The organism is Cupriavidus agavae, from assembly GCF_004217045.1.
Lineage (GTDB): Bacteria > Pseudomonadota > Gammaproteobacteria > Burkholderiales > Burkholderiaceae > Cupriavidus > Cupriavidus agavae.
This window is the reverse complement of the sequence record NZ_SGXM01000010.1, coordinates 33656-53394: the sequence shown is the minus strand read 5'-3', so window position 1 is coordinate 53394 and position 19739 is coordinate 33656. Positions and strand designations below refer to the sequence as shown.

The 19739-nt window shown below is 67.9% G+C and carries 20 protein-coding genes; 13 read left to right on the top strand and 7 right to left on the bottom strand.

The features are described from left to right. The first annotated feature begins 17 nt into the window (after positions 1 to 17). The 5 genes from EV147_RS23090 to EV147_RS23070 all read left to right on the top strand — a co-directional run bounded on the left by EV147_RS23090 (position 18) and on the right by EV147_RS23070 (position 5045). Positions 18 to 956, top strand: coding sequence for a 2-hydroxyacid dehydrogenase (locus EV147_RS23090; protein ID WP_130393550.1), 939 nt, complete (start codon positions 18 to 20; stop codon positions 954 to 956). Positions 957 to 1068: 112 nt separating this feature from the next. Then, the gene (locus EV147_RS23085; RefSeq protein ID WP_130393549.1) at positions 1069 to 1899 is read left to right on the top strand and encodes an intradiol ring-cleavage dioxygenase; all 831 of its coding nucleotides are present in this window, start codon (positions 1069 to 1071) and stop codon (positions 1897 to 1899) included. A gap of 283 nt (positions 1900 to 2182) precedes the next feature. Continuing rightward, the gene (locus EV147_RS23080) at positions 2183 to 3769 is read left to right on the top strand and encodes an EAL domain-containing protein (protein ID WP_130393548.1); all 1587 of its coding nucleotides are present in this window, start codon (positions 2183 to 2185) and stop codon (positions 3767 to 3769) included. Between the two features lie 231 nt (positions 3770 to 4000). Next, entirely contained in the window at positions 4001 to 4531 is a 531-nt protein-coding gene (locus EV147_RS23075) for a polyhydroxyalkanoate granule-associated phasin (RefSeq protein ID WP_130393547.1), read from the top strand. Between the two features lie 148 nt (positions 4532 to 4679). Next, complete coding sequence (locus EV147_RS23070) at positions 4680 to 5045, top strand: hypothetical protein (protein WP_130393546.1); 366 nt, start codon at positions 4680 to 4682, stop codon at positions 5043 to 5045. Between the two features lie 20 nt (positions 5046 to 5065). On the opposite strand, the gene EV147_RS23065 is transcribed toward EV147_RS23070, so the two are convergent. From EV147_RS23065 to EV147_RS23040, 6 genes are read right to left on the bottom strand one after another with little or no spacing between them, the layout of a single operon-like run. After that, on the bottom strand, positions 5066 to 5680 hold the full coding sequence (locus tag EV147_RS23065) for a hypothetical protein (protein ID WP_130393545.1): 615 nt from the start codon (positions 5678 to 5680) through the stop codon (positions 5066 to 5068). Between the two features lie 3 nt (positions 5681 to 5683). Continuing rightward, complete coding sequence (locus EV147_RS23060) at positions 5684 to 6313, bottom strand: hypothetical protein (protein ID WP_130393544.1); 630 nt, start codon at positions 6311 to 6313, stop codon at positions 5684 to 5686. 2 nt (positions 6314 to 6315) lie between these two features. After that, positions 6316 to 7083 (bottom strand): ABC transporter ATP-binding protein, encoded by a 768-nt coding sequence (locus tag EV147_RS23055; RefSeq protein ID WP_130393543.1) that lies wholly within the window; start codon positions 7081 to 7083, stop codon positions 6316 to 6318. Further along, positions 7076 to 8086 carry a FecCD family ABC transporter permease gene (locus EV147_RS23050; RefSeq protein ID WP_235844969.1) on the bottom strand — a complete coding sequence of 337 codons (1011 nt, stop codon included), beginning with the start codon at positions 8084 to 8086 and terminating at the stop codon, positions 7076 to 7078. Before EV147_RS23050 ends, EV147_RS23055 begins: the two co-directional genes overlap by 8 nt. Next, on the bottom strand, positions 8086 to 9159 hold the full coding sequence (locus tag EV147_RS23045) for an ABC transporter substrate-binding protein (protein ID WP_157994720.1): 1074 nt from the start codon (positions 9157 to 9159) through the stop codon (positions 8086 to 8088). Before EV147_RS23045 ends, EV147_RS23050 begins: the two co-directional genes overlap by 1 nt. 8 nt (positions 9160 to 9167) lie before the next feature. Beyond that, positions 9168 to 11285 (bottom strand): TonB-dependent receptor, encoded by a 2118-nt coding sequence (locus EV147_RS23040; RefSeq protein ID WP_198680341.1) that lies wholly within the window; start codon positions 11283 to 11285, stop codon positions 9168 to 9170. Between the two features lie 95 nt (positions 11286 to 11380). Here EV147_RS23040 and EV147_RS23035 point away from each other — a divergent pair, with 95 nt between their 5' ends. Continuing rightward, positions 11381 to 12082, top strand: a complete 702-nt coding sequence (locus EV147_RS23035; RefSeq protein ID WP_198680340.1) for a Crp/Fnr family transcriptional regulator — start codon at positions 11381 to 11383, stop codon at positions 12080 to 12082. 87 nt (positions 12083 to 12169) lie between these two features. Here EV147_RS23035 and acnB read toward each other — a convergent pair whose 3' ends face one another. Further along, positions 12170 to 14761 (bottom strand): bifunctional aconitate hydratase 2/2-methylisocitrate dehydratase, encoded by a 2592-nt coding sequence (gene acnB, locus EV147_RS23030; protein ID WP_130393539.1) that lies wholly within the window; start codon positions 14759 to 14761, stop codon positions 12170 to 12172. Between the two features lie 449 nt (positions 14762 to 15210). On the opposite strand from acnB, the gene fliL reads away from it, so the two are divergent. From fliL to fliR, 7 genes are all read left to right on the top strand, one after another. Next, positions 15211 to 15699: a flagellar basal body-associated protein FliL gene (gene fliL, locus EV147_RS23025; protein WP_130393538.1), complete on the top strand. Its 489-nt coding sequence runs from the start codon at positions 15211 to 15213 to the stop codon at positions 15697 to 15699. Positions 15700 to 15843: 144 nt separating this feature from the next. Next, positions 15844 to 16854, top strand: coding sequence for a flagellar motor switch protein FliM (gene fliM / locus EV147_RS23020; RefSeq protein ID WP_130393537.1), 1011 nt, complete (start codon positions 15844 to 15846; stop codon positions 16852 to 16854). Further along, the gene (fliN, locus tag EV147_RS23015; protein WP_130393536.1) at positions 16847 to 17338 is read left to right on the top strand and encodes a flagellar motor switch protein FliN; all 492 of its coding nucleotides are present in this window, start codon (positions 16847 to 16849) and stop codon (positions 17336 to 17338) included. The genes fliM and fliN overlap by 8 nt, the downstream gene beginning before the upstream one ends. Then, positions 17335 to 17790 carry a flagellar biosynthetic protein FliO gene (gene fliO, locus EV147_RS23010; protein WP_130393535.1) on the top strand — a complete coding sequence of 152 codons (456 nt, stop codon included), beginning with the start codon at positions 17335 to 17337 and terminating at the stop codon, positions 17788 to 17790. Before fliN ends, fliO begins: the two co-directional genes overlap by 4 nt. Further along, positions 17787 to 18605 carry a flagellar type III secretion system pore protein FliP gene (gene fliP, locus EV147_RS23005; RefSeq protein ID WP_130393534.1) on the top strand — a complete coding sequence of 273 codons (819 nt, stop codon included), beginning with the start codon at positions 17787 to 17789 and terminating at the stop codon, positions 18603 to 18605. The genes fliO and fliP overlap by 4 nt, the downstream gene beginning before the upstream one ends. 13 nt (positions 18606 to 18618) lie before the next feature. Next, positions 18619 to 18888, top strand: coding sequence for a flagellar biosynthesis protein FliQ (gene fliQ / locus EV147_RS23000; RefSeq protein WP_061958832.1), 270 nt, complete (start codon positions 18619 to 18621; stop codon positions 18886 to 18888). Positions 18889 to 18928: 40 nt separating this feature from the next. Continuing rightward, positions 18929 to 19717, top strand: a complete 789-nt coding sequence (gene fliR, locus EV147_RS22995; RefSeq protein WP_130393533.1) for a flagellar biosynthetic protein FliR — start codon at positions 18929 to 18931, stop codon at positions 19715 to 19717. Positions 19718 to 19739: the final 22 nt, after the last annotated feature.

Here is a 19739-nt window from a genome sequence, read left to right as displayed (position 1 = left end):
GAAAGGACTCTTCTCGCATGAAACCACGCCTCCTGCAGCACGGCCGGCTCCCGGAACAGACCGAAGCCCGCCTGGCCGAGCATTTCGATGTCCACCCGCTCTGGGCCGAAAGCGACCCCGCCGGCTACCTCGCGCAGCACGGCGGCGAGTTCGTGGCGATGACCACGCGCGCCGCCACCGGCGTTGACGCCGGCATGCTCGGCGCCCTGCCCAACCTGCGCGTGATCTCCAGCTTCGGCGTCGGCCTCGACAAGCTCGACCTCGACACCGCACGCGCACGCGGCATCGCCGTGGGCTACACGCCAGACGTGCTCAACGACTGCGTGGCCGATACCGCCTTCGCGCTGCTGATGGACGCGGCGCGCCAGGTCAGCGCCGCTGACCGCTACGTGCGGCGCGGCGAGTGGCTCAAGGGCCCGTACCCGCTGACCACGCGCGTCAGCGGCAAGCGCCTCGGCATCGTCGGCATGGGCCGGATCGGCCGCGTCATCGCCAAACGGTCGGGCGGCTTCGACATGGAGGTGCGCTACTTTGGCCGCAAGGCGCAGGACGGCGTGCCCTACGGCTTCGAACCCTCGCTGGAAGCACTGGCCAAGTGGGCCGACTTCCTCGTCATCGCGGCCTCGGGCGGCCCGGAGACCCGCCACATGGTCTCGGCCAGCGTGCTCGACGCACTCGGGCCGCAGGGCTACCTGATCAACATCGCACGCGGCACCGTGGTGGACGAGGCGGCGCTGGTCGATGCGCTGGCCGGCAAGCGCATCGCGGGTGCCGGGCTCGACGTGTTCGAGGACGAACCGCGCGTGCCCGAGGCGCTGTTCGGCCTCGACAACGTCGTGCTGCTCCCCCACGTGGCCAGCGGCACCCACGAGACACGCGCCGCCATGGCCGGCCTCGTGTTCGACAACCTGCAGAGCTTCTTCGCCACCGGCGCGGTGCTGAAGTCGGCGGTCTGACCGCCCTGGGCGGGCGCCATCACAGGGTGTAGCCGGGCCGACACAGACCCGAAACACTGGGCGCGCCGCCCGGCAGTACACTGGGCGTCCCCATTCCTTACCGGAGCGAGCGATGCCCGCAAACCCCGCGCGGCCGCCATCCGCGTCGCGTCGCCGGCACCTGCTGGCCATGGGACTCGGTGGCGCCGCCCTCGCCACGCTGTCGCGCACGGCGCCGGCCGCTGCCCAGACCCCTGCCGCCCCACTGCCGCTGACCGCGCCGACCACCGAAGGCCCGTTCTACTTTGACCCGGGCAAGGTGCGCCAGGACATCACCGAAGGCCAGCCCGGCGTGCCGCTCGAAGTGCGCTTCACCGTGGTAGACACCGCCGGCCGGCCGCTACCCGGCACGCGCGTCGATCTCTGGCACTGCAACGCCGCCGGCGTGTACTCCGGCTACGCGGGCCAGGTCGACGACCATGACCGGCGCGTCTCCACGCGCGGGCAGACCTTCCTGCGCGGCAGCCAGCCCGCCGGCGCCGACGGTGTGGCCGTGTTCCAGACCATCTACCCGGGCTGGTACGTGGGCCGCGCCACCCACCTGCACATGAAGGTCATCGACGGCAACCGCACGATGCTGACCACGCAGTGCTTCCTTCCCGACGCGCTCAGCGAGTATCTGTATACGCAGCTGCCCGCCTACCGCCGCCGGCGCGTGCGCCAGACGCTGAACAGCAACGACGGCATCGCGCTGCGCGCCGGCGACACCACGCTCGGCGCCGTACGCGAGGCCAGCGGGCGGTACATCGCCACGCTGACGCTGGTGGTGGACCCGGCGGCGCTGCCGCGCAGCGAGGCGTTCCCGCCGGGCGCGCCGCCCGGGCCGCCGCCCGACCGGGGCCAGATGGCCTCGCTGGACGGAGCAGCGCGCGTGGCTGCCATCGTGCCCGGCACGAAACTCTGAAAACGCCCGGACTTCCGTTCGCTACCCCACCGACCTCCCCCCAACCGCGATTTCGGGCGTAAAGCAATCGCTTTACCCTGTGGCGATGCCTGCGCGCATGGTCGGCGCGCGGTGGCCCGAATCTGTCAAAAAATGCGAGAAGTCGCAGACATGATCGGCCAATGTTCGCTATGCTCTTCGGGGCACAACAGGTAGAGCCAGCCCTGACTGGCCAGACATGACGGGTTGGGACGGCGCCGCACGCCAGGGCGCCGCGTGCGGCGTAGTCTCCCGAGGGCTCCTGATGCAGCGCAGCTGGTTCCTGTTGGTGACCATTCTGCTGGCCATGCTCGCGACACTGTTTCCGGTGGGAATCGGCGTTTTCATGGCCCAACTGGAAGCGAACCGGCGCGAGTCCGAGCAACTGAGCATCTTTGCCGATGCCGCCGTGGGCCGCGCCGAGGCCGTCATGACCCAGGCGCTCAATGCGCTGCTCGATCTCGAATCGCTGCGTGACGAACCGTGCTCACCCTCGCAGCTCGTCGAGATGCGGCGTATCACCTACACCTACCGCCATATCCAGGACGCCGGCATCTACCGCGGCGGCAAGCGGCTGTGCTCGGCGCTGCTGGGGCCGATCCAGGCCGACCAGCTCGCGCTGCCGCCGCCCGACTGGCGCACGCGCGACAACCTCGATTTCTGGTTCGACCAGCCCAACCCGTTTGCCGCCCCGCGCCGCACGCTGCTGATCGGCCGCAATGGCAACTACGTGGCCGTCGATCCGCAAAACTTCGTCGACGTGGTGGACCGCGAGTCGCGCAGGCTGGCCGTGGTCAATACCGATGCCGGCCGGATCTTCGCGGTGTCGCAGGGCGCCAGCCTGCCCCGCCTGCAACGGGCCTATGCCGACCACGCCTACGGCTCAGGCGGCGAGACACTGCGCGATGACGATGCGTCCATCGTGCTGCGCAGATCGCGCACGATGCCGCTGGCCGTGCTGGTGCTGGCCCCGCGCGCCGCGCTGCTGGCCAACTGGAAGGCGCTGCTGGCAGGCGGCCTGCTGGTGGGCCTGGCGGCTGGCGTACCGCTGGGCATCCTGGTGTGGCGGCGCGCCACGCGGCGCTTCAGCCTCGAAGGCGAGTTGCGCGGGGCCGTGCGGCGCCACGAGATGGCCGTGCACTACCAGCCAATCGTCTCGCTGGCCGACAACCGCTGCGTGGGCGTGGAGGCGCTGGTGCGCTGGCGCCGCCAGGGCCGGCTGGTGCGCCCCAACCTGTTCATCCCGATGGCCGAGAACGCCGGGCTGATCCAGCAGATCACCGACCAGGTGCTCGATATCGTGCTGACCGAACTGGGCACGCTGCTGCGGCGACATCCGTCGTTCTACGTGTCGATCAATGTCGGCGTGGAAGACCTCAAGAGCCGGCGCTTCCTGGGCGTGCTGGCGTCGCGGCTGCGCGGCACCGGCATCGCGCCCGGGCAGATCCGCATCGAAGCCACCGAGCGGGGCTTCCTGGAGCCCGACGTGGCGCGCGACACGATCCAGGCGTTCCGCGACGCCGGGCATCCGGTCTACATCGACGACTTCGGCACCGGCTATTCAAGCCTGTCGTACCTGCAGAGCTTCAAGGTCGACGCGCTCAAGATCGACAAATCGTTCGTCGACACCATCGGCCAGGAAGCCGCGTCGAGCACGGTGGCCCCCCACATCATCGCCATGGCCCAGTCGCTGGGCCTGCAGATCGTGGCCGAAGGCATCGAGGACAGCACCCAGGCCGACTTCCTGCGCGAGCAGGGCGTGGACTACGGCCAGGGGTGGCTGTTCGGGCGCCCGGTGCCGGCCGTGGAACTGGCCCAGTTGCTGGCGCGTGCCACGCCGCAGGCGGCATAGCAGACGACACCGCAGACGGCATAACGGGCTGGATGGCGTTGCCGTCACAACGGGTATTCAGCGGTTGACCCGCGCTGCAACATGAATGACGATGTGGAGGTCGTTCTCCGCCGCCGGGCCAGTGTGCTCCCGAAGCCATCACAGCCGTTCCACGCGCCCGGCAACGCATTTTGCGGCGCGTACGCCCCCAGCTTGCCCTTGTCCACTGGTCCAACCACCGGAGCTATTCGCATGCCAGGCAATCCTTCGACCTCGTTCCCCACCTTCCCCGGTTTCCCCGCCTTTCCGTTCGCGCCGGTGTCGGCTTTCACGCCGTTTGCGCCTTTTGCGCCCTTTGCGTCGCTGGCGTCTTTCAATCCGCTTGCCCAGCTGCCCCAGTTCGCCACGCTCGACCAGGACGTGGTCAAGAGCTGGTACAAGTTTGTGGGCCTGAATACCGACTTCACGAAATCGATGACCGAGGAAGCGCAGTTCGACTGGGCCTCCTGGTTCGTCCCGCAGGACCCGGAAGAGATGGTGGCGCGCCAGTGGACGAGCCAGATGCCGTTCCTGTCGATTCCGCTGCACTACGCAACGTCAATGATGGAATTGGGCGCCGCCACCCAGCGTGCCTGGATGGACGCCTGGGGACGCATGCTGAACGTGCCGGGCCTGGCGGCCGAGGCAGGCGAAGCCGTCGGGGAAGCCGCCGATGCCATCACGGATGTGCCTGCATCGAGCATCCGTGAGACGCCGAAGCCACGCAAGGACCGCGCACATTGACGCATGGCCTGCGCATTTGGGTGACAGGGAGTATCCTGAACAAAGATCGCGAAGACAGCCGACAAGGCTTGCCCAAGCCGTCCGCCCGATAGCAACGTGGGCGCAGTCGGGCGGCTCCCTGAATCGCGCCCCATCTGGCGAGGTATTCATGAGCAAGACCATCCTATCCAGCCTGATCGTCGCCGCGGCCGCCGTGGCCCTGGCGCCGCTGGCTCAGGCCCAGACCAAGCAGTACGACCCGTACAGCCAGGGTGCCCGCAGCGGCAAGGCGGACCCGTACACCGACGGTGCCAAGGCCGGCAAGTTCGACCCCTATACCGACGGCGCGAAGTCCTCCACCCGCACCGACCTGGCCCCGACCGCCAAGGCGGACCCGTACACGGACGGCGCCCGCACCGGCCCGCGCGATCCGTATTCGGATGGCGCACGGACCGGCAAACCCGACCCATACACGGACGGGGCGAAGTCGGACAAGTACAACCCCTACACGGACGGCGCCAAGTCCAGCAAGTAATCCGGAACCGGGGCACGGCGTCAGCGTCGCGCCGGCGCCCCCGCTTTCAGCCACGGCAGGAAACCATGCAGGAAGCGCGACGCGGCCGGCATGAAGTAACTGCCATGGTGATAGCAAGGGTCGAGCGTCGCCACGATGCGGCGCCCGGGTCCGCTGACCGCATCGTCATACAGTACCGAACGCCCCTCCAGCGTATCCACCACCGACACCGCGCCCGGCGGCGTGGCGAGATCGCCATGGCGGTGCCACGTGGCGTCGGCCAGCCCGATCCGCGCGAACAGCCCGTGGTGCGCGTCACCGACGCGCAGACCGGAATCCGCCCCCGGCTCCAGCCACCACCAGAAGTTCGTCTCGCCAGGGCGCCACTGCACGCCGTCCAGCCATAGATCGGGGCGCGTTTCTCCGAGCGCCACGACCAGCTTGCCCGCAGCGAGAAAATCCGCGATGGCCTGCCGCGCCGCGATCAGGTCCACCGGATTCTGCCGACTGGCCACGTACAGGCAATCGACCTGCGACAGATCGGCATGCACCAGTTCCGGCGCATGGATGTTCAGATCGAACGTCCCGCGCAGCGCGGGGTCGTTGAACGTTGCATGGTGGTAGTACGTGCCACCGTCCACGAATGCGATACGCATGGCTTATGCCTCCGGTGCGTGCGCCATGGCCGGCGCGCCGGCCTCGATCCAGTCCAGCAGTTGTGGCGCGATGCGCGCGGCGCTGGTCTGGTCCCCGACATACATCCAGCAACTGTTGCCGCCGTGCATGAAGATCTGCCCGCCACCGGGCCGGCGCCATACCCAGTCCAGCGGCGAGCCGTCCTGCCGGAGCCGATGCAGCACCACGGCGCCGGACGGAGCCGGATTGGCGCCACGGCCATAAAAGCCCGCCACGCCACGGCGGAAGCTCAGGTCCTCGCACGACACCCCGTCGAACACCGGATGCGCATGCACCCGCTCGACGATGAGGTCCCGCACGCCCCGGCCCTCCGCCACACGGTACGGGTCCAGTTCGTCGAACAGCGGATAGACCAGGTGGCCGTTGAACACCAGCGTCCCGCCGGCATCGAGGTGCGTGCGCAGGGCCGCGCGGTGAGCCAGCATCGCGCGCTGGTCGATATGCGCCTCGATCAGGATCGCCGACCGGCCACGAAGATCGTCACCGGTCAGCTCGCGCAGCGAGCGCGATGCCATGCCGCGCGCCTGCAGCATGGCGATGAACGCCGGCATCTCGTGCGAGACGGCGCGGATATGCAATACGTTGTGCGTCACGATCAGTCCCTCTCCATCGTGGGTTGCGAAAAAACCGGCACCGCCGTGCCGGCGTGGGGCAGCGCGTCCAGGCGCACGCGGCGTACCGGCACGCGGTAGAGCCGCGTGAGCGCGGCCTCGTGCATGATCCGGTCCGGCGCGCCGAACGCGTGGTCGCCCCCGGCAAACAGCAGCGCCGCATGGCTGGCGAATTCGAGCGCGTGCTGTGGCGCATGCGTGCTGAACACGACGGTGATGCCCGTCGCCGCCAGTTCGGCCAGCAGGCGCAGCGTGACCGCCTGGTTGTGCCAGTCCATGGCGGCGCAGGGCTCGTCCAGCAGCAGCACGTCCGCCTCGGCGGCCAGCGCGCGGGCCAGCACCACCAGTTGGCGCTCGCCACCTGACAGCGACAGGAAGGCGCGGTCGGCCAGATGGACGGCCTCCACGCGCGCCAGCGCCGCACGCGCGGCGGCATAGTCGGCACGGCCGGGCGCGCGCAGCAGCGAGACCCCGCCGGCCCGGCCCAGCAGCACCATTTCCAGTACGCCGATCGGCAACGCTGGAAGGACTTCCTGCGGCACGAAGCCCATGCGGCCGCGCCGGGTGACCTGCCCGGCGGCAGGCGCAAGCTGGCCCGCGAGGATCTTCAGCAGCGTCGATTTGCCGGCGCCGTTGGCACCCATCAGCGCGCACAGCGCACCCCGGGGAAGCGCCAGCGAGAGGTTGCGCAGCACGGACCGCCCGCCGTAGTGATGCCCGATGCCGTGGCACTGCAAGGCGAAGTCAGCCATGCGACCCCGCTCCGAGCCGGCGGATCAGGAATGCGAACAACGGCGCGCCGAACAGCGCCGTCAATGCGCCCAGCGGAATCTCCATCTGCGTGAGCGTGCGCGCCAGCGTATCCACCAGCACGAGGTAAGCCGCACCGGCCAGCACGGCCCGGATCAGGAAGTGCCGATGATCGCCGCCGCAGCTCATGCGTACCAGATGCGGCACCACCAGCCCCACCCACCCCACCACGCCGCACACGGCCACGCTCGATGCGGCGATCATGCCAACCGCCAATAGCGCCAGCACGCGTACGCGCCGGACCGGCACACCCAGGCTGCGTGCATCGGCCTCGCCCACGGCCAGCGCCATCAGGTGAAAACGCAGGCCGTAGAGCAGCAGCAGGCTCAGCCCGATGCAGGGCAGCGTGAGCCACAGCCTCGCGTAATCCGCCGCGGCCAGGCTGCCCATCAGCCAGAACACGATGGCGGGAAGCTGGTTCTGCGGGTCGGCCATCACCTTGATCAGCGAGACGCCCGACGCAAACACCGCGTTGACCACGATGCCGGCCAGCACCAGCAGCACCGTGCCGCCCTCGCCCTTCCGGGCACCCGCCAGCCAGTAGACCGCGAGCAACGACAGCAGGCCCCAGACCAGCGCCCCGGACACGACGGGCCAGCCATCGCCGAGCCACAACAGCGCCAGCACGCCGCCAAATGCGGCGCCGGACGACACCCCAAGCAGTTGCGGCTCCGCCAGCGGGTTGCGGAACAGCGCCTGGAGCGCCGCGCCGGCGCCCGCCAGCCCGGCGCCCACCACGGCGGCCAGCAGCACGCGGGGGAGCCGCACGCCCTGCACCACGCTCTGCTGGATCGGGTTCCAATCGCCCGCGCCCAGCAGCGGCGCGGCCAGGATGCGCAGTACCGTGCCGGGCGCGATGGCGTAGCGGCCAGCGCCCATCGCCAGGATCAGCACGAGCGGCAGCGCGGCGGCGAGGATCAGCGTGGCCGGCATGCGGCGCGGCATCACGACCCATCCCCTTTGCCGAACAGCGCGCGGTAGTGGGCGCTGCCGCCGTTCGCGTCGAGCTTGAGCAGGTCGTCGGTATCGCGCTCGCTGATCTGGTAGCCGTAGAGATCGCGGTAGGCGTCGGCGATGCGCAGCCTGAAACCCGGCTCGGCACGCTGCGGGTGGAACAGGCTGGAAAGCCAGTCCAGCGTCAGCGGCGTCTCCTGGCTGGGCGGGTCCCAGCGGAAGCCGCCATGCGGATAGCTGTAGATACGCTGCCCGCGAACGGCCGCCAGGCCCTGCAGGCGCGGGTCGCGGTAGAGGTCGGCCGGCGCCAGCCCCGGCTCGAAGTTGTTCAGCAGCACGATCTGCGGGTCCCAGGCCAGCAACTGCTCGACGTCCACCTGTGCAAATCCGGGCACGCCGGCCGCGACGTTGGTGCCGCCGGACAGGCGGATATCGCCGTCCATGCTGGTACCCTTGCCGGCCGCGCGCAGGCCGGAGCGGGCGCGCTGCAGGTAGACCACGCGCGGGCGCTGCGCGTCGGGGATGGCCCGCATGCGTTCGTCGATGGCTGCGCGGCGCGTTTCGAACCAGCGCGCCAGATGCTCTCCGCGTTCCGCCTTGCCCAGCGACGCGCCCACCAGCCGCAGCCATCCGGCCGCCAGCGCGCTGTCGCCATAGCGAAGCGTGATGACCGGCAGGCCGAGATCGCGGATTGGCCGCACGATGTCGTCGCCCCGGTCGCCCCACTGGATGACGACATCGGCGCGGGTGGCCGCCAGCGCCTCGACGTTCGGCACGAAGCCCTCGCCTGAGACCTGCGTCGGCAGCCGGGCCGCAGCGGGGAACATGCGTCCGAGCAGGCCGAGTTCGAAGTCGGCGCGGCTGGCGCCGTGCATGCCGGCCAGCCGCTGCGCGCCACCATCGACGGCCATGACCATCGACGCAACCGGGATCGGGATGACGGCCACGCGGTCTACCCGCTCCGGGATGGCAACGGTACGGCCCATCTGGTCGGTCACGTCGGCTGCCCGGGCGGCCGTGGCGGCCGTGCAGCCGAACAGGCATGCCAGCAGGAGGGAAGGCAATCCGCGCATCAGTACGTCCCCACCAGCTTGAGCACCACGGACCGGCCCGGCTCCACGAGCGGATTGCCGACCAGCGTGTTCGGGTAGGACAGGTTCTCCGTGACGGTCGGGTTGCGGCCTACCTGGTTGAACACGTTCTCCACGCCCGCCAGCACCTTCCAGTCGCGCCAGCCGCTGCCCAGCACGCGGTCCATGTCGAGGCCGAAGAACAGGTCGAGCATGCCGTAGCCGGCAGTCCGGCGCTCCTGCGTGGGATCGATGTCGGTCTTGGCCTTGAAGGCGCGCAGCACGCCCTCGCCATGCCAGCCGGCACCGTCGTAGCGCAGTGAAGCGTTGGCCGTCAGCGGTGCCACGTACGGCAGCGGCTCGCCCGAGATGTCGTTGCGCGCATGGGTGTAGGTGGCGGACAGGCCGGCGCTCCAGCGCGGGGTGATGCGGGCGCGCGCTTCCAGTTCAACCCCGCGGATCGTGGCCCGGCCCAGATTCTGGCGCTGGTACAGGTTCGGAGCGACCAGGCGCTGCGTGATCAGGTCCCTGTACTTGCTCTGGTAGGCGGTCAGCCGGAACCAGCTGCCGGCGCCGTGCCAGCGCAGCCCTGCCTCGGCGGTCAGGTTGGTCTCGGGCGACAGGTCCGGCGACGGCAGCGTGGGCTGGGTGCCGGCGATGCTGGCGATCGTCAGGTTCATGCCCGAAGGCGCCCGGAAGCCCCGGCTCAGGTTGCCCACCAGTTGCCAGGCCGGCGCGAACTCGTAGAGCGCGCCCACCCCGCCGGTCACGGCGTAGTGGCGCGGCCTGGTCTTGCCCTGGTACGCCTGCGTCAGTGCCGGCGATTCGCCCGGGTAGGTGTCCCCGATCCGGACATCCACGATGTCGCCGCGCAGCGAGCCGGACAGCGTCCACTTCTCGCCCACGTGCCAGTTGTCGTTGATGAACAGGCCCAGGTTGGTCTGGTCGGCGCCGCGCTCCATCTGTTTCCACCCGGTGCTGCCGACCAGCGCACCGGTGCTGTTGCTGTAGCGGTCCACGTTGTTCACCCGGCCCGCAAAACTCTCGGTGAAGAAGTCTCCGCCATAGCTCAGCGCATGGCTGCCGAGCCGCTTCATGGCCGTCAGGTGGCCGCCCCAGACCGTTGGCGTGTAGACCTTGATGTGGTTGTAGAGCGTCACGGCCGGAGACCGGCTGTTGCGCTGGTAGATGTCGGTATCGAAATCGCGCACATAGACGCTGGCGTCGATGCTGTCGGCCCAGCTGCCCACCTTGCGGCCCTCCCAGGCCAGCCGCAGGTAGCGTTCGATGATGGGGTCCTCGCGCACGCTGAGCCACGGCTCGCCCGGCGCGGCGCCCAGCCCGCCCGCGCGCCGGCTGACCACGCGCTGGTAGCGGCCGGACAACTCCCAGCGCGAGTCGGTGCTCGGCGAGAAGCCCACGGCGAGGTCCGCGCCGGTCGAGTTGAAGCCGCTGTTCAGGGCGTCGCCGATTGGCGTGGCATAGTCGCCGCCCTGCCGGTGGTTGACGCCCAGCATGACGTCGAAACCGTTGCCGCCGCCGAGCAGTTCGACACGCCCGCCGACCATGTCGTTGACACTGTTCCACTCCAGCGCGCGCAGCTTTGGTCGGAGCGTGAAAGGCTGATCTGGATCAACCTTGGCGCGGCGCGTCACGATATTGACCACGCCCGCCATGGCGTCGGAGCCGTAGATTGCCGACGCCGGTCCCCGGATGACTTCGATCCGCTCGACCGAGTTCGGGTCGATCATGTTGTATTCGAGCGTGCTGCGGCCCCGGTAGCGGTCGCCGTCGATGGCCATGATCGACCGGCCCGCATTGGTATTGAAGCCGCGCATCACGAGCTGGCCGCCAAGCCCGCCCGTGCGGGCGAAGGCGATGCCGGGCACATCGGCCAGCAACCCCTGGATACCACCGCTGCCCACGCGGTCCCGGATTTCCTCGCCCGTGATGACCGTCACGGCACGCGGGGTTTCCTCGATCGAATCGGCGGTGCGCGTGGCGCTGACCGTCACGCCTTCCAGATCATGAATCCGTTCCGGCTCCCCGGCCGCACCCGCGCACGGCCATCCCAACCCCAGCACACCGCCTGCGACGCAGGCCACGACATTACGCTTCACTTTGACTTCCCCGGTGGCGGCCCTCTTGTCAGACAGCCTTGTTTTCGCGAATGATTATCATTTGCGAATTATTCGCAGCCCGGGGCGAACCACCAATGAGAAATATCAAGACCACGCGAACGAGCCTGGACGAGGCCCGGAGGCTGCTCGCCAGCCATCCGCTATCGATTCGGAACGTGCTGAGCGACTGCCTGCTCGCGCAGGCGTCGGTGGAGGACCTCGACAAAGGGGATTGCGTGTTCCGCCAGGGAGAGCAGGCGAATTACTGGTACCTGGTGATGGACGGGCGGATCGACACGCTGCGCCTGGGCATCGACGGGGAGGACCGGATAGTCCATCACATACCGCCGGGCCAGTTGCTGGCCTCCATCGTCATGTTCATGCCCGATCGGAAATATCCGGTCGAAGCCCGCGCCGCGGTGGCCAGCACGCTGTGCAGGTTCCATCGCGACAGCCTCCATCGGGCGTGTCTCGCCCATCCGCCGCTGGCGGTCGGTATGCTGAGCCTGGCGGCCGACGTGCTGCACCAGCGCATCGACGACGTGGATACCCTGGCCAGTACGAGCGCCCCGCAGCGGCTGGCCGCCTACCTGCTCAGGCTGGCGGGAAACACCGGGGAACAGGTGGAATTGCCCCTGAGCCAACGGCAACTGGCGGCCAAGCTCGGTGTGCGGGCGGAAACCCTGAACCGGCTGCTGGCCGAGTGGCAGCGGATTGGCTATCTGGAGGGAGGCGGCCGCGCGTGGCGGATCGTGGCGCCCGGCCAGCTCGACACCGTGGCGCGCGGGCTGCCATGAAAAAACCCCGCAGGCGCTTGCACGCCTGCGGGGTTCCAGAGCCTTCAGGTGATTCCCTGCCCATGCCGGCGCAGGGAACCGTCCGGCTTATACCGACACCGTATCGGCAACTTCCTTGAAGTCCTCGATCTGGTCGAAGTTCATGTACTTGTAGATCTTGTCGCCATTGGCGGTCAGCACGCCCATGTCGGCCATGTACTCTTCCTTGGTCGGGATACGGCCCAGGCGCGAGCAGATGGCAGCCAGTTCGGCCGAGCCCAGGTACACATTCGTGTTCTTGCCCAGGCGGTTCGGGAAGTTACGCGTCGACGTGGACATCACCGTGGCGCCTTCGCGCACCTGTGCCTGGTTGCCCATGCACAGCGAGCAGCCCGGCATTTCGGTACGGGCACCGGCCGTGCCGAACACGCCGTAGTGGCCTTCCTCGGTCAGCTGCTTCTGGTCCATCTTGGTCGGCGGGGCGACCCACAGCTTCACGGGGATGTCGCGCTTGCCTTCCAGCAGCTTGGACGCGGCACGGAAGTGGCCGATGTTGGTCATGCACGAACCGATGAACACTTCGTCGATCACGGCGCCAGCCACGTCCGACAGCGTCTTCACGTCGTCAGGATCGTTCGGGCAGGCCACGATCGGCTCGTGCACGTCGGCCAGGTCGATCTCGATCACGGCGGCGTACTCGGCATCGGCGTCCGGCTGCAGCAGCTGCGGGTCGGCCAGCCATGCTTCCATGGCCTTGATCCGGCGCTGCAGGCTGCGCGGGTCTTGATAACCCTCGGCGATCATCCACTTCAGCAGCGTGATGTTGCTGTTGATGTACTCGATGATCGGTTCCTTGTTCAGGCGCACCGTGCAGCCGGCGGCCGAGCGTTCGGCCGAAGCGTCCGACAGTTCGAAAGCCTGTTCCACCTTCAGGTCGGGCAGGCCCTCGATTTCGAGGATGCGGCCCGAGAAGATGTTCTTCTTGCCCTGCTTGGCCACGGTCAGCATGTCCTGCTTGATCGCGTACAGCGGAATGGCGTTGACCAGGTCACGCAGCGTCACGCCGGGCTGCATCTTGCCCTTGAAGCGGACCAGTACCGATTCCGGCATGTCCAGCGGCATCACGCCCGTGGCGGCGGCAAAGGCCACCAGGCCCGAACCGGCCGGGAAGCTGATGCCGATCGGGAAGCGGGTGTGCGAATCGCCGCCGGTACCCACGGTGTCGGGCAGCAGCATGCGGTTCAGCCACGAGTGGATCACGCCGTCGCCCGGGCGCAGCGAGATGCCGCCACGGGTGCTGATGAACTGCGGCAGCGTGTGGTGCGTCTTCACGTCCACCGGCTTCGGGTAGGCGGCGGTGTGGCAGAACGACTGCATCACGAGGTCGGCCGAAAAGCCCAGGCAGGCCAGGTCCTTCAGCTCGTCGCGCGTCATCGGGCCGGTGGTGTCCTGCGAGCCCACCGAGGTCATCTTCGGTTCGCAGTACGTGCCCGGACGGATGCCCTGGCCTTCTTCCAGGCCGCAGGCGCGACCCACCATCTTCTGGGCCAGCGTGAAGCCCTTGCCCGTGTCCACCGGGTTCTGCGGCAGGCGGAACAGCGTCGACGGGGCCAGGCCCAGCGATTCACGGGCCTTGGCGGTCAGGCCGCGGCCCACGATCAGCGGAATGCGGCCGCCGGCGCGCACTTCGTCGAACAGCACGTCGGACTTGACCTTGAACTCGGCGATGACCTGGCCGTTCTTCAGTGCCTTGCCTTCGTACGGACGCAGTTCGACCACGTCGCCCATTTCCATCTGCGACACGTCCAGCTCGATCGGCAGCGCGCCGGCATCTTCCATCGTGTTGTAGAAGATCGGGGCGATCTTGCTGCCCAGGCATACGCCGCCGAAGCGCTTGTTCGGCACGAACGGGATGTCTTCGCCGGTGAACCACAGCACCGAGTTGGTGGCCGACTTGCGGCTCGAACCCGTGCCGACCACGTCGCCGACGTAGGCCACCAGGTGGCCCTTCTCTGCCAGCGATTCAATGAACTTGACCGGGCCGCGCTTGCCGTCTTCTTCGGGCTGGAACGCCGCGCCTTCGCGCTTGTTCTTCAGCATGGCCAGCGCGTGCATCGGGATGTCCGGGCGCGTGGTGGCGTCGGGGGCGGGCGACAGGTCGTCGGTGTTGGTTTCGCCGGGCACCTTGAACACGGTGATCGTCAGCGATTCCGGCAGGGCCGGGCGGCTCGTGAACCACTCGGCGTCGGCCCAGCTCTGCAGCACGGCCTTGGCATTGGCGTTGCCCTTGTCGGCCTTTTCCTTCACGTCGTGGAAGGCGTCGAACATCAGCAGCGTCTTCTTGAGCGCATCGGCGGCGACGGTGCCCACTTCGGCATCGTCCAGCAGTTCGATCAGCGGCGAGATGTTGTAGCCGCCCAGCATCGTGCCCAGCAGTTCGGTGGCGCGGGCGCGCGAGATCAGCGCGGTCTTTTCCGAGCCCAGGGCCACGGCGGCCAGGTACGAGGCCTTGACCTTGGCGGCGTCATCCACGCCGGCCGGCACGCGGTAGGTGATCAGGTCCACCAGGGCCTGCTCCTCGCCCGCCGGCGGGTTCTTGATCAGTTCGATCAGCTCGGCGGTCTGCTTGGCGGTCAGCGGCAGAGGAGGAATGCCAAGCGCGGCGCGTTCGGCAACATGGGCGCGATAGGTATCAAGCATGGGAACCTGCTGTTAATTGGGTTGTAACGGTACGGCTTAGTCTCTTGTGGACCAGCGGCGCGAGACCACCAGTTGCGCGTGATTGTAATCCCAACCGGGCGCCGAATCAAACGTCTTATATCTTATATAAGACTTAAACGAGACAGAGTGAGGCGCGGCAACGCCTGGCAGCCGGCCCTCCGCGCAGGGCCGACAGGCGGCGCCCGCGCGAGATGCGCCTCGTACGCAACATCCGTGCAGATGGGCGGCGCGCCGGGCCGCGCACGCCTTAAGTTCCGCCGCCCCCTTTCGTTAACCAACTAGCAGGCGCAAATGGCGCGCCGTCGCGCCCCTGCGTCCGATGCCCGGTCAGCTCAAACGGCCAAGCTGAACGGGTTTCCCCCTTTTTATCGGCCCTTTGCTTGCCTGCGATTCGGGAAGAATGGCAGGCATTCCGACACAGGCATCTCATGGCGAACACGCTTTCCCCCTCCCAGAACGGCGGCACTTCCAGCAAGCGCGGCCGGCTGATGCTGATCGGCGGCGGCGTGCTGGTAGTGGCGCTGGCCGCTGGCGGCTTCTTCCTGGGCAGTGTCCTCAGTGGCAATCGCGCTCCGGCGGCTCCGGCCGCACCGGTGCTGCCGCCGCCGATCTTCGTGCCGCTGGATGCGTTCACCGTCAACCTCAAGAGCGAGGATGGCGACCGCTTCCTGCACACCGGCCTGTCGCTGAAGGTGGCGGATCCGGAAACGCAGGCACGCCTGGCGCAGTACCAGCCCGAAGCCCGCAGCCGCATTCTGCTGCTGCTTTCGGCACGCCAGCCGGCGGAGCTTGCCACCGTGGAAGGCAAGCGCAAGCTCGCGCAGGACGTCCAGGCTGCCATCAGCCAGCCGTTCGCGCCCAGCCTGCCGCCGCAGAAGATCCTGGACGTCTTGTTTACATCGTTCGTGGTGCAGTAAGCCGCATCCTGCACCGCGAACCCAGAGCCAAACCCTTATGAAACCGTCCGCCGTCCTCCTCTCCCGCCGTCGCGCCCCGCGCGCCGACTGAAGCCGGACATGGACCGTTTCATTCTCACAGCCGTTCACGGGGCAGGACACTAGATGGCCTACGACAAGTTCCTCTCGCAGGACGAGGTTGACGAACTACTGAAAGGCGTCTCGGGTGAAACCGATACGCCGGCGGCGGCCGCTCCAGCCGTCGAGGAAGGCGGCGTGCGGCCGTACAACCTGGCCAACCAGGAACGTATCGTCCGCGGCCGCCTGCACACGCTCGAAATCATCAACGAGCGCTTTGCCCGCGCGCTGCGCACGGCGCTGTTCAACTTCATCCGCCGTGGCGCCGACATCTCGGTAGGCTCGGTCAGGATCGAGAAGTACGGCGATTTCGTGCGCAACCTGCCCGTGCCGACCAACCTGAACCTGGTCCACATGAAGCCGCTGCGGGGCACCGCGCTGTTCGTGTACGACCCGAACCTCGTGTTCCTGGTGGTCGACAACCTGTTTGGCGGCGACGGCCGCTTCCACACCCGTGTGGAAGGCCGCGACTTCACGCAGACCGAGCAGCGCATCATCCGCCGCATGCTCGACCTGACGCTGAACAGCTACAGCCAGGCATGGGGCACCGTGCATCCGATCGAGTTCGACTATGTCCGCTCGGAGATGCACACCAAGTTCGCCAACGTGGCCGGTCCGAACGACGCCGTGGTGACCACCGCGTTCCATATCGAACTGGGCGCCGTGGGCGGGCAACTGCACATCTGCATTCCCTTCTCGATGATCGAACCGCTGCGCGATCTGCTGATGAATCCGCTGCAGGACGAGGTCGAGGTGGACAAGCGCTGGCTCGGCCAGCTTTCCAACCAGTTGCGTGCCGCCGAGGTTGACCTGGTGGCCGAGTTCGCACACATCCGCAGCACCGTGGCCGAGGTCCTGGCCATGCGCGAAGGCGACGTGCTGCCGATCGACCTGCCCGAGAAGATCTTCGGCAAGGTCGATGGCGTACCCGTCATGCAGTGCGGCTTCGGCACGATGAACGGCCAGTACGCACTGCGCGTGGAACGAATGATCAACTACCAAGACAGCGATTCCAACAAGGAAACCGATCATGACTGACGGCACTCAGGACAAGCCGGTCGATCCGATGGACGATTGGGCCAGCGCCCTCGCGGAGCAGACCAGCTCCGAGCAGGCAGCGCCTGCTGCCGCTCCGGCGGCGGCCACCGCGGCGCCGATGGCAACGGCACCGACCCCGGCTGCGCAGCCGATGGCAACCGCCACGCCGGCGGCTTCCACCGTGTTCCCGCCGCTGGCGCAGGAAGCCACCGCCGGCTTCCACAACGACATCGGGATGATCCTCGATATCCCGGTGCAGCTGACCGTGGAACTGGGCCGCACCAAGGTGCCCATCAAGAACCTGCTGCAACTGGCGCAGGGCTCGGTGGTGGAACTCGACGGCCTGGCCGGCGAACCGATGGACGTGCTCGTCAACGGCTACCTGATCGCCCAGGGCGAAGTGGTGGTGGTCAATGACAAGTTCGGCATCCGCCTGACGGACATCATCACGCCGTCCGAACGTATCCGGAAGCTCAACAAATGACAGCCGATGTCGTGCTCGGCACAGCGCAGGCGGCGCAGGCCGCCAGCGGTGCGAGCGCATCCGCCGGCTACCTGGCCGCGGGCAGTGCCCCGGCCATCAGCAGCGGCGGCAGCCTGGCGCAGGCGGGCCTCGGCCTGTTTGCGGTCATTGCGCTGATCCTGGGCATGGCCTGGCTGGCGCGGCGCGTCGGCCTGGTCCGCCACGGTACCGGCAACGCCTCGATCAAGGTTGTGAACAGCCTGATGCTGGGCGCGCGCCAGAAGATCGTGACCGTGGAAGTGGGCGACACCTGGCTCGTGCTCGGTGTCTCGTCCAACGAAATCCGTCCGCTTCATACGATGCCGGCCCAGCCCGATACCGGCGCGCCCGCGGCATCGCATCCGGCCCAGCCCATGCAGGGCGGCTTTGGCGAGCGCCTGATGCGCGCCATGCAGGAAAACCTCAAGAAATGAACACGCTGCGTGCCGCCGCTGTCGAGCGGCAACCGATGCCCCACGTGCGTCCGGCGCACCCGTGGCGCGCCGCCGGCGCTGCCCTGCTGGCGCTGCTGCCGCTCGCGCTGTGCCTCGCGCCCGACTCCGCGCTGGCCCAGTCGCTGCCCGGCGTGACCAGCAAGCCGGCGCCCGGCGGCGGCCAGACCTGGTCGCTGTCGATCCAGACGCTGGTCCTGCTGACCTCGCTGTCGTTCCTGCCGGCGGCCATGCTGATGATGACGGGGTTCACCCGCATCATCATCGTGCTTGGCCTCTTGCGCAACGCCATGGGCACGGCATCTTCTCCGCCTAATCAGGTTATCGTCGGATTGTCGCTTTTCCTGACCTTTTTCGTGATGTCGCCCGTCTTCGACAAGGTCTACACCGACGCGTACAAGCCGCTCTCCGAGAACCGCATCAGCCTGGAAACCGCCGCCTCGCGCGCCGCGGTGCCGGTGCGTGCGTTCATGCTCAAGCAGACCCGCGAGAAGGATCTCGCGCTGTTCGCCCAGATGGCCAAGACGCCCGAGATGCAGGGCCCGGACGACGTGCCGTTCTCGGTGCTGGTGCCGGCCTTCGTCACCAGCGAACTGAAGACCGCGTTCCAGATCGGCTTCACGATCTTCATCCCGTTCCTCATCATCGACCTTGTCGTGGCCAGCGTGCTGATGGCGATGGGCATGATGATGGTGCCGCCCGCCACCATTTCGCTGCCGTTCAAGCTGATGCTGTTCGTGCTGGTCGATGGCTGGCAACTGCTGCTGGGTTCCCTGGCGCAGAGCTTCCTGAACTGAGCGGAGCCCCGACATGACACCGGAAATGGTGATGACCATCGCCACGCAGGCGATGAAGATGACGCTGATGCTCTCGGCGCCGCTGCTGCTGGTGGCGCTGGCCGCCGGCCTGGTGGTGAGCCTGTTCCAGGCCGCCACGCAGATCAACGAAATGACGCTGACATTCATTCCCAAGCTTGTCGCGCTGTTCGTGACGATGGTGCTGGTGGGTCCGTGGATGATCAACACGTTCGTCGACTACATGCGCGAGGTGTTCCAGGGCATCCCCGCCCTGGCGCACTGAGCCGCCCTCTTGCAGCCAACGCCGAGCCGGGCCGACTGACGTGTTCGAAGTCACCTCCGATCAGATCTATGGGTGGATTGCCACCTTCCTGTGGCCGATGTTCCGGCTGCTGGCGCTGATCGCCACCGCGCCGATCTTCAGCGAATCGACGATTCCGCGCCGCGCCAAGATCCTGCTCGCCGCCGCGCTCTCGACGATCGTCTCGCCGACGATCGGCCACATTCCCACCGCGCCCGTCTACTCGTACGAGGGTCTGTTCGTGATCCTGAACGAGGTGGCCATCGGCATCGCCATGGGCTTCTCGATGCGGCTCGTGTTCGCGGCCGTGCAGATGGCCGGCGAAGTGATCGGCCTGCAGATGGGCCTGTCGTTCGCGGCGTTCTACGACCGCTCGGCCGGTGGCCAGACCATGGTGCTGTCCCGCTTCCTCAACATCGTGGCCACGCTGATGTTCCTGGCGCTGGACGGCCACCTGATGATGCTGGCCGCGCTGGTGGACAGCTTCCAGGGCGTACCCATCGCCGCGCTGCCGCTGTCCGGCCACGGCTGGGGCGTGCTGGCGCGCGCCGGGTCGATGGTGTTTGCCACGGGCACGCTGTTGTCGCTGCCGATGATCGCGGCGCTGCTGACGCTGAACCTGGCCATGGGTATCCTGAACCGCGCGTCGCCGCAGCTCTCGATCTTCGCCGTGGGCTTCCCGGTGACGTTGCTCGGCGGCATGCTGGTGCTGATGCTCTGCATGCCGCAGATGGGTGTCTACATGCAGGGGCTGGTCGATATCGGCCTGCGCACGGCCGGCTCGGTGCTCGACCAGCTGGCGCCGAACTAGCGTCCGGCGCCGCGCGTGGGCC

Coding starts and splice junctions, on each gene's coding strand:
- EV147_RS23085 (WP_130393549.1), top strand. CDS start 1,069: ATGCCCGCAAACCCCGCGCGGCCGCCATCCGCGTCGCGTCGCCGGCAC.
- EV147_RS23070 (WP_130393546.1), top strand. CDS start 4,680: ATGAGCAAGACCATCCTATCCAGCCTGATCGTCGCCGCGGCCGCCGTG.
- fliM (WP_130393537.1), top strand. CDS start 15,844: ATGGCCTACGACAAGTTCCTCTCGCAGGACGAGGTTGACGAACTACTG.
- EV147_RS23065 (WP_130393545.1), bottom strand. CDS start 5,680: ATGCGTATCGCATTCGTGGACGGTGGCACGTACTACCACCATGCAACG.
- EV147_RS23035 (WP_198680340.1), top strand. CDS start 11,381: ATGAGAAATATCAAGACCACGCGAACGAGCCTGGACGAGGCCCGGAGG.
- fliP (WP_130393534.1), top strand. CDS start 17,787: ATGAACACGCTGCGTGCCGCCGCTGTCGAGCGGCAACCGATGCCCCAC.
- acnB (WP_130393539.1), bottom strand. CDS start 14,761: ATGCTTGATACCTATCGCGCCCATGTTGCCGAACGCGCCGCGCTTGGC.
- EV147_RS23050 (WP_235844969.1), bottom strand. CDS start 8,086: ATGCCGCGCCGCATGCCGGCCACGCTGATCCTCGCCGCCGCGCTGCCG.
- EV147_RS23080 (WP_130393548.1), top strand. CDS start 2,183: ATGCAGCGCAGCTGGTTCCTGTTGGTGACCATTCTGCTGGCCATGCTC.
- fliO (WP_130393535.1), top strand. CDS start 17,335: ATGACAGCCGATGTCGTGCTCGGCACAGCGCAGGCGGCGCAGGCCGCC.
- fliQ (WP_061958832.1), top strand. CDS start 18,619: ATGACACCGGAAATGGTGATGACCATCGCCACGCAGGCGATGAAGATG.
- fliL (WP_130393538.1), top strand. CDS start 15,211: ATGGCGAACACGCTTTCCCCCTCCCAGAACGGCGGCACTTCCAGCAAG.
- EV147_RS23075 (WP_130393547.1), top strand. CDS start 4,001: ATGCCAGGCAATCCTTCGACCTCGTTCCCCACCTTCCCCGGTTTCCCC.
- EV147_RS23090 (WP_130393550.1), top strand. CDS start 18: ATGAAACCACGCCTCCTGCAGCACGGCCGGCTCCCGGAACAGACCGAA.
- EV147_RS23055 (WP_130393543.1), bottom strand. CDS start 7,083: ATGGCTGACTTCGCCTTGCAGTGCCACGGCATCGGGCATCACTACGGC.
- fliN (WP_130393536.1), top strand. CDS start 16,847: ATGACTGACGGCACTCAGGACAAGCCGGTCGATCCGATGGACGATTGG.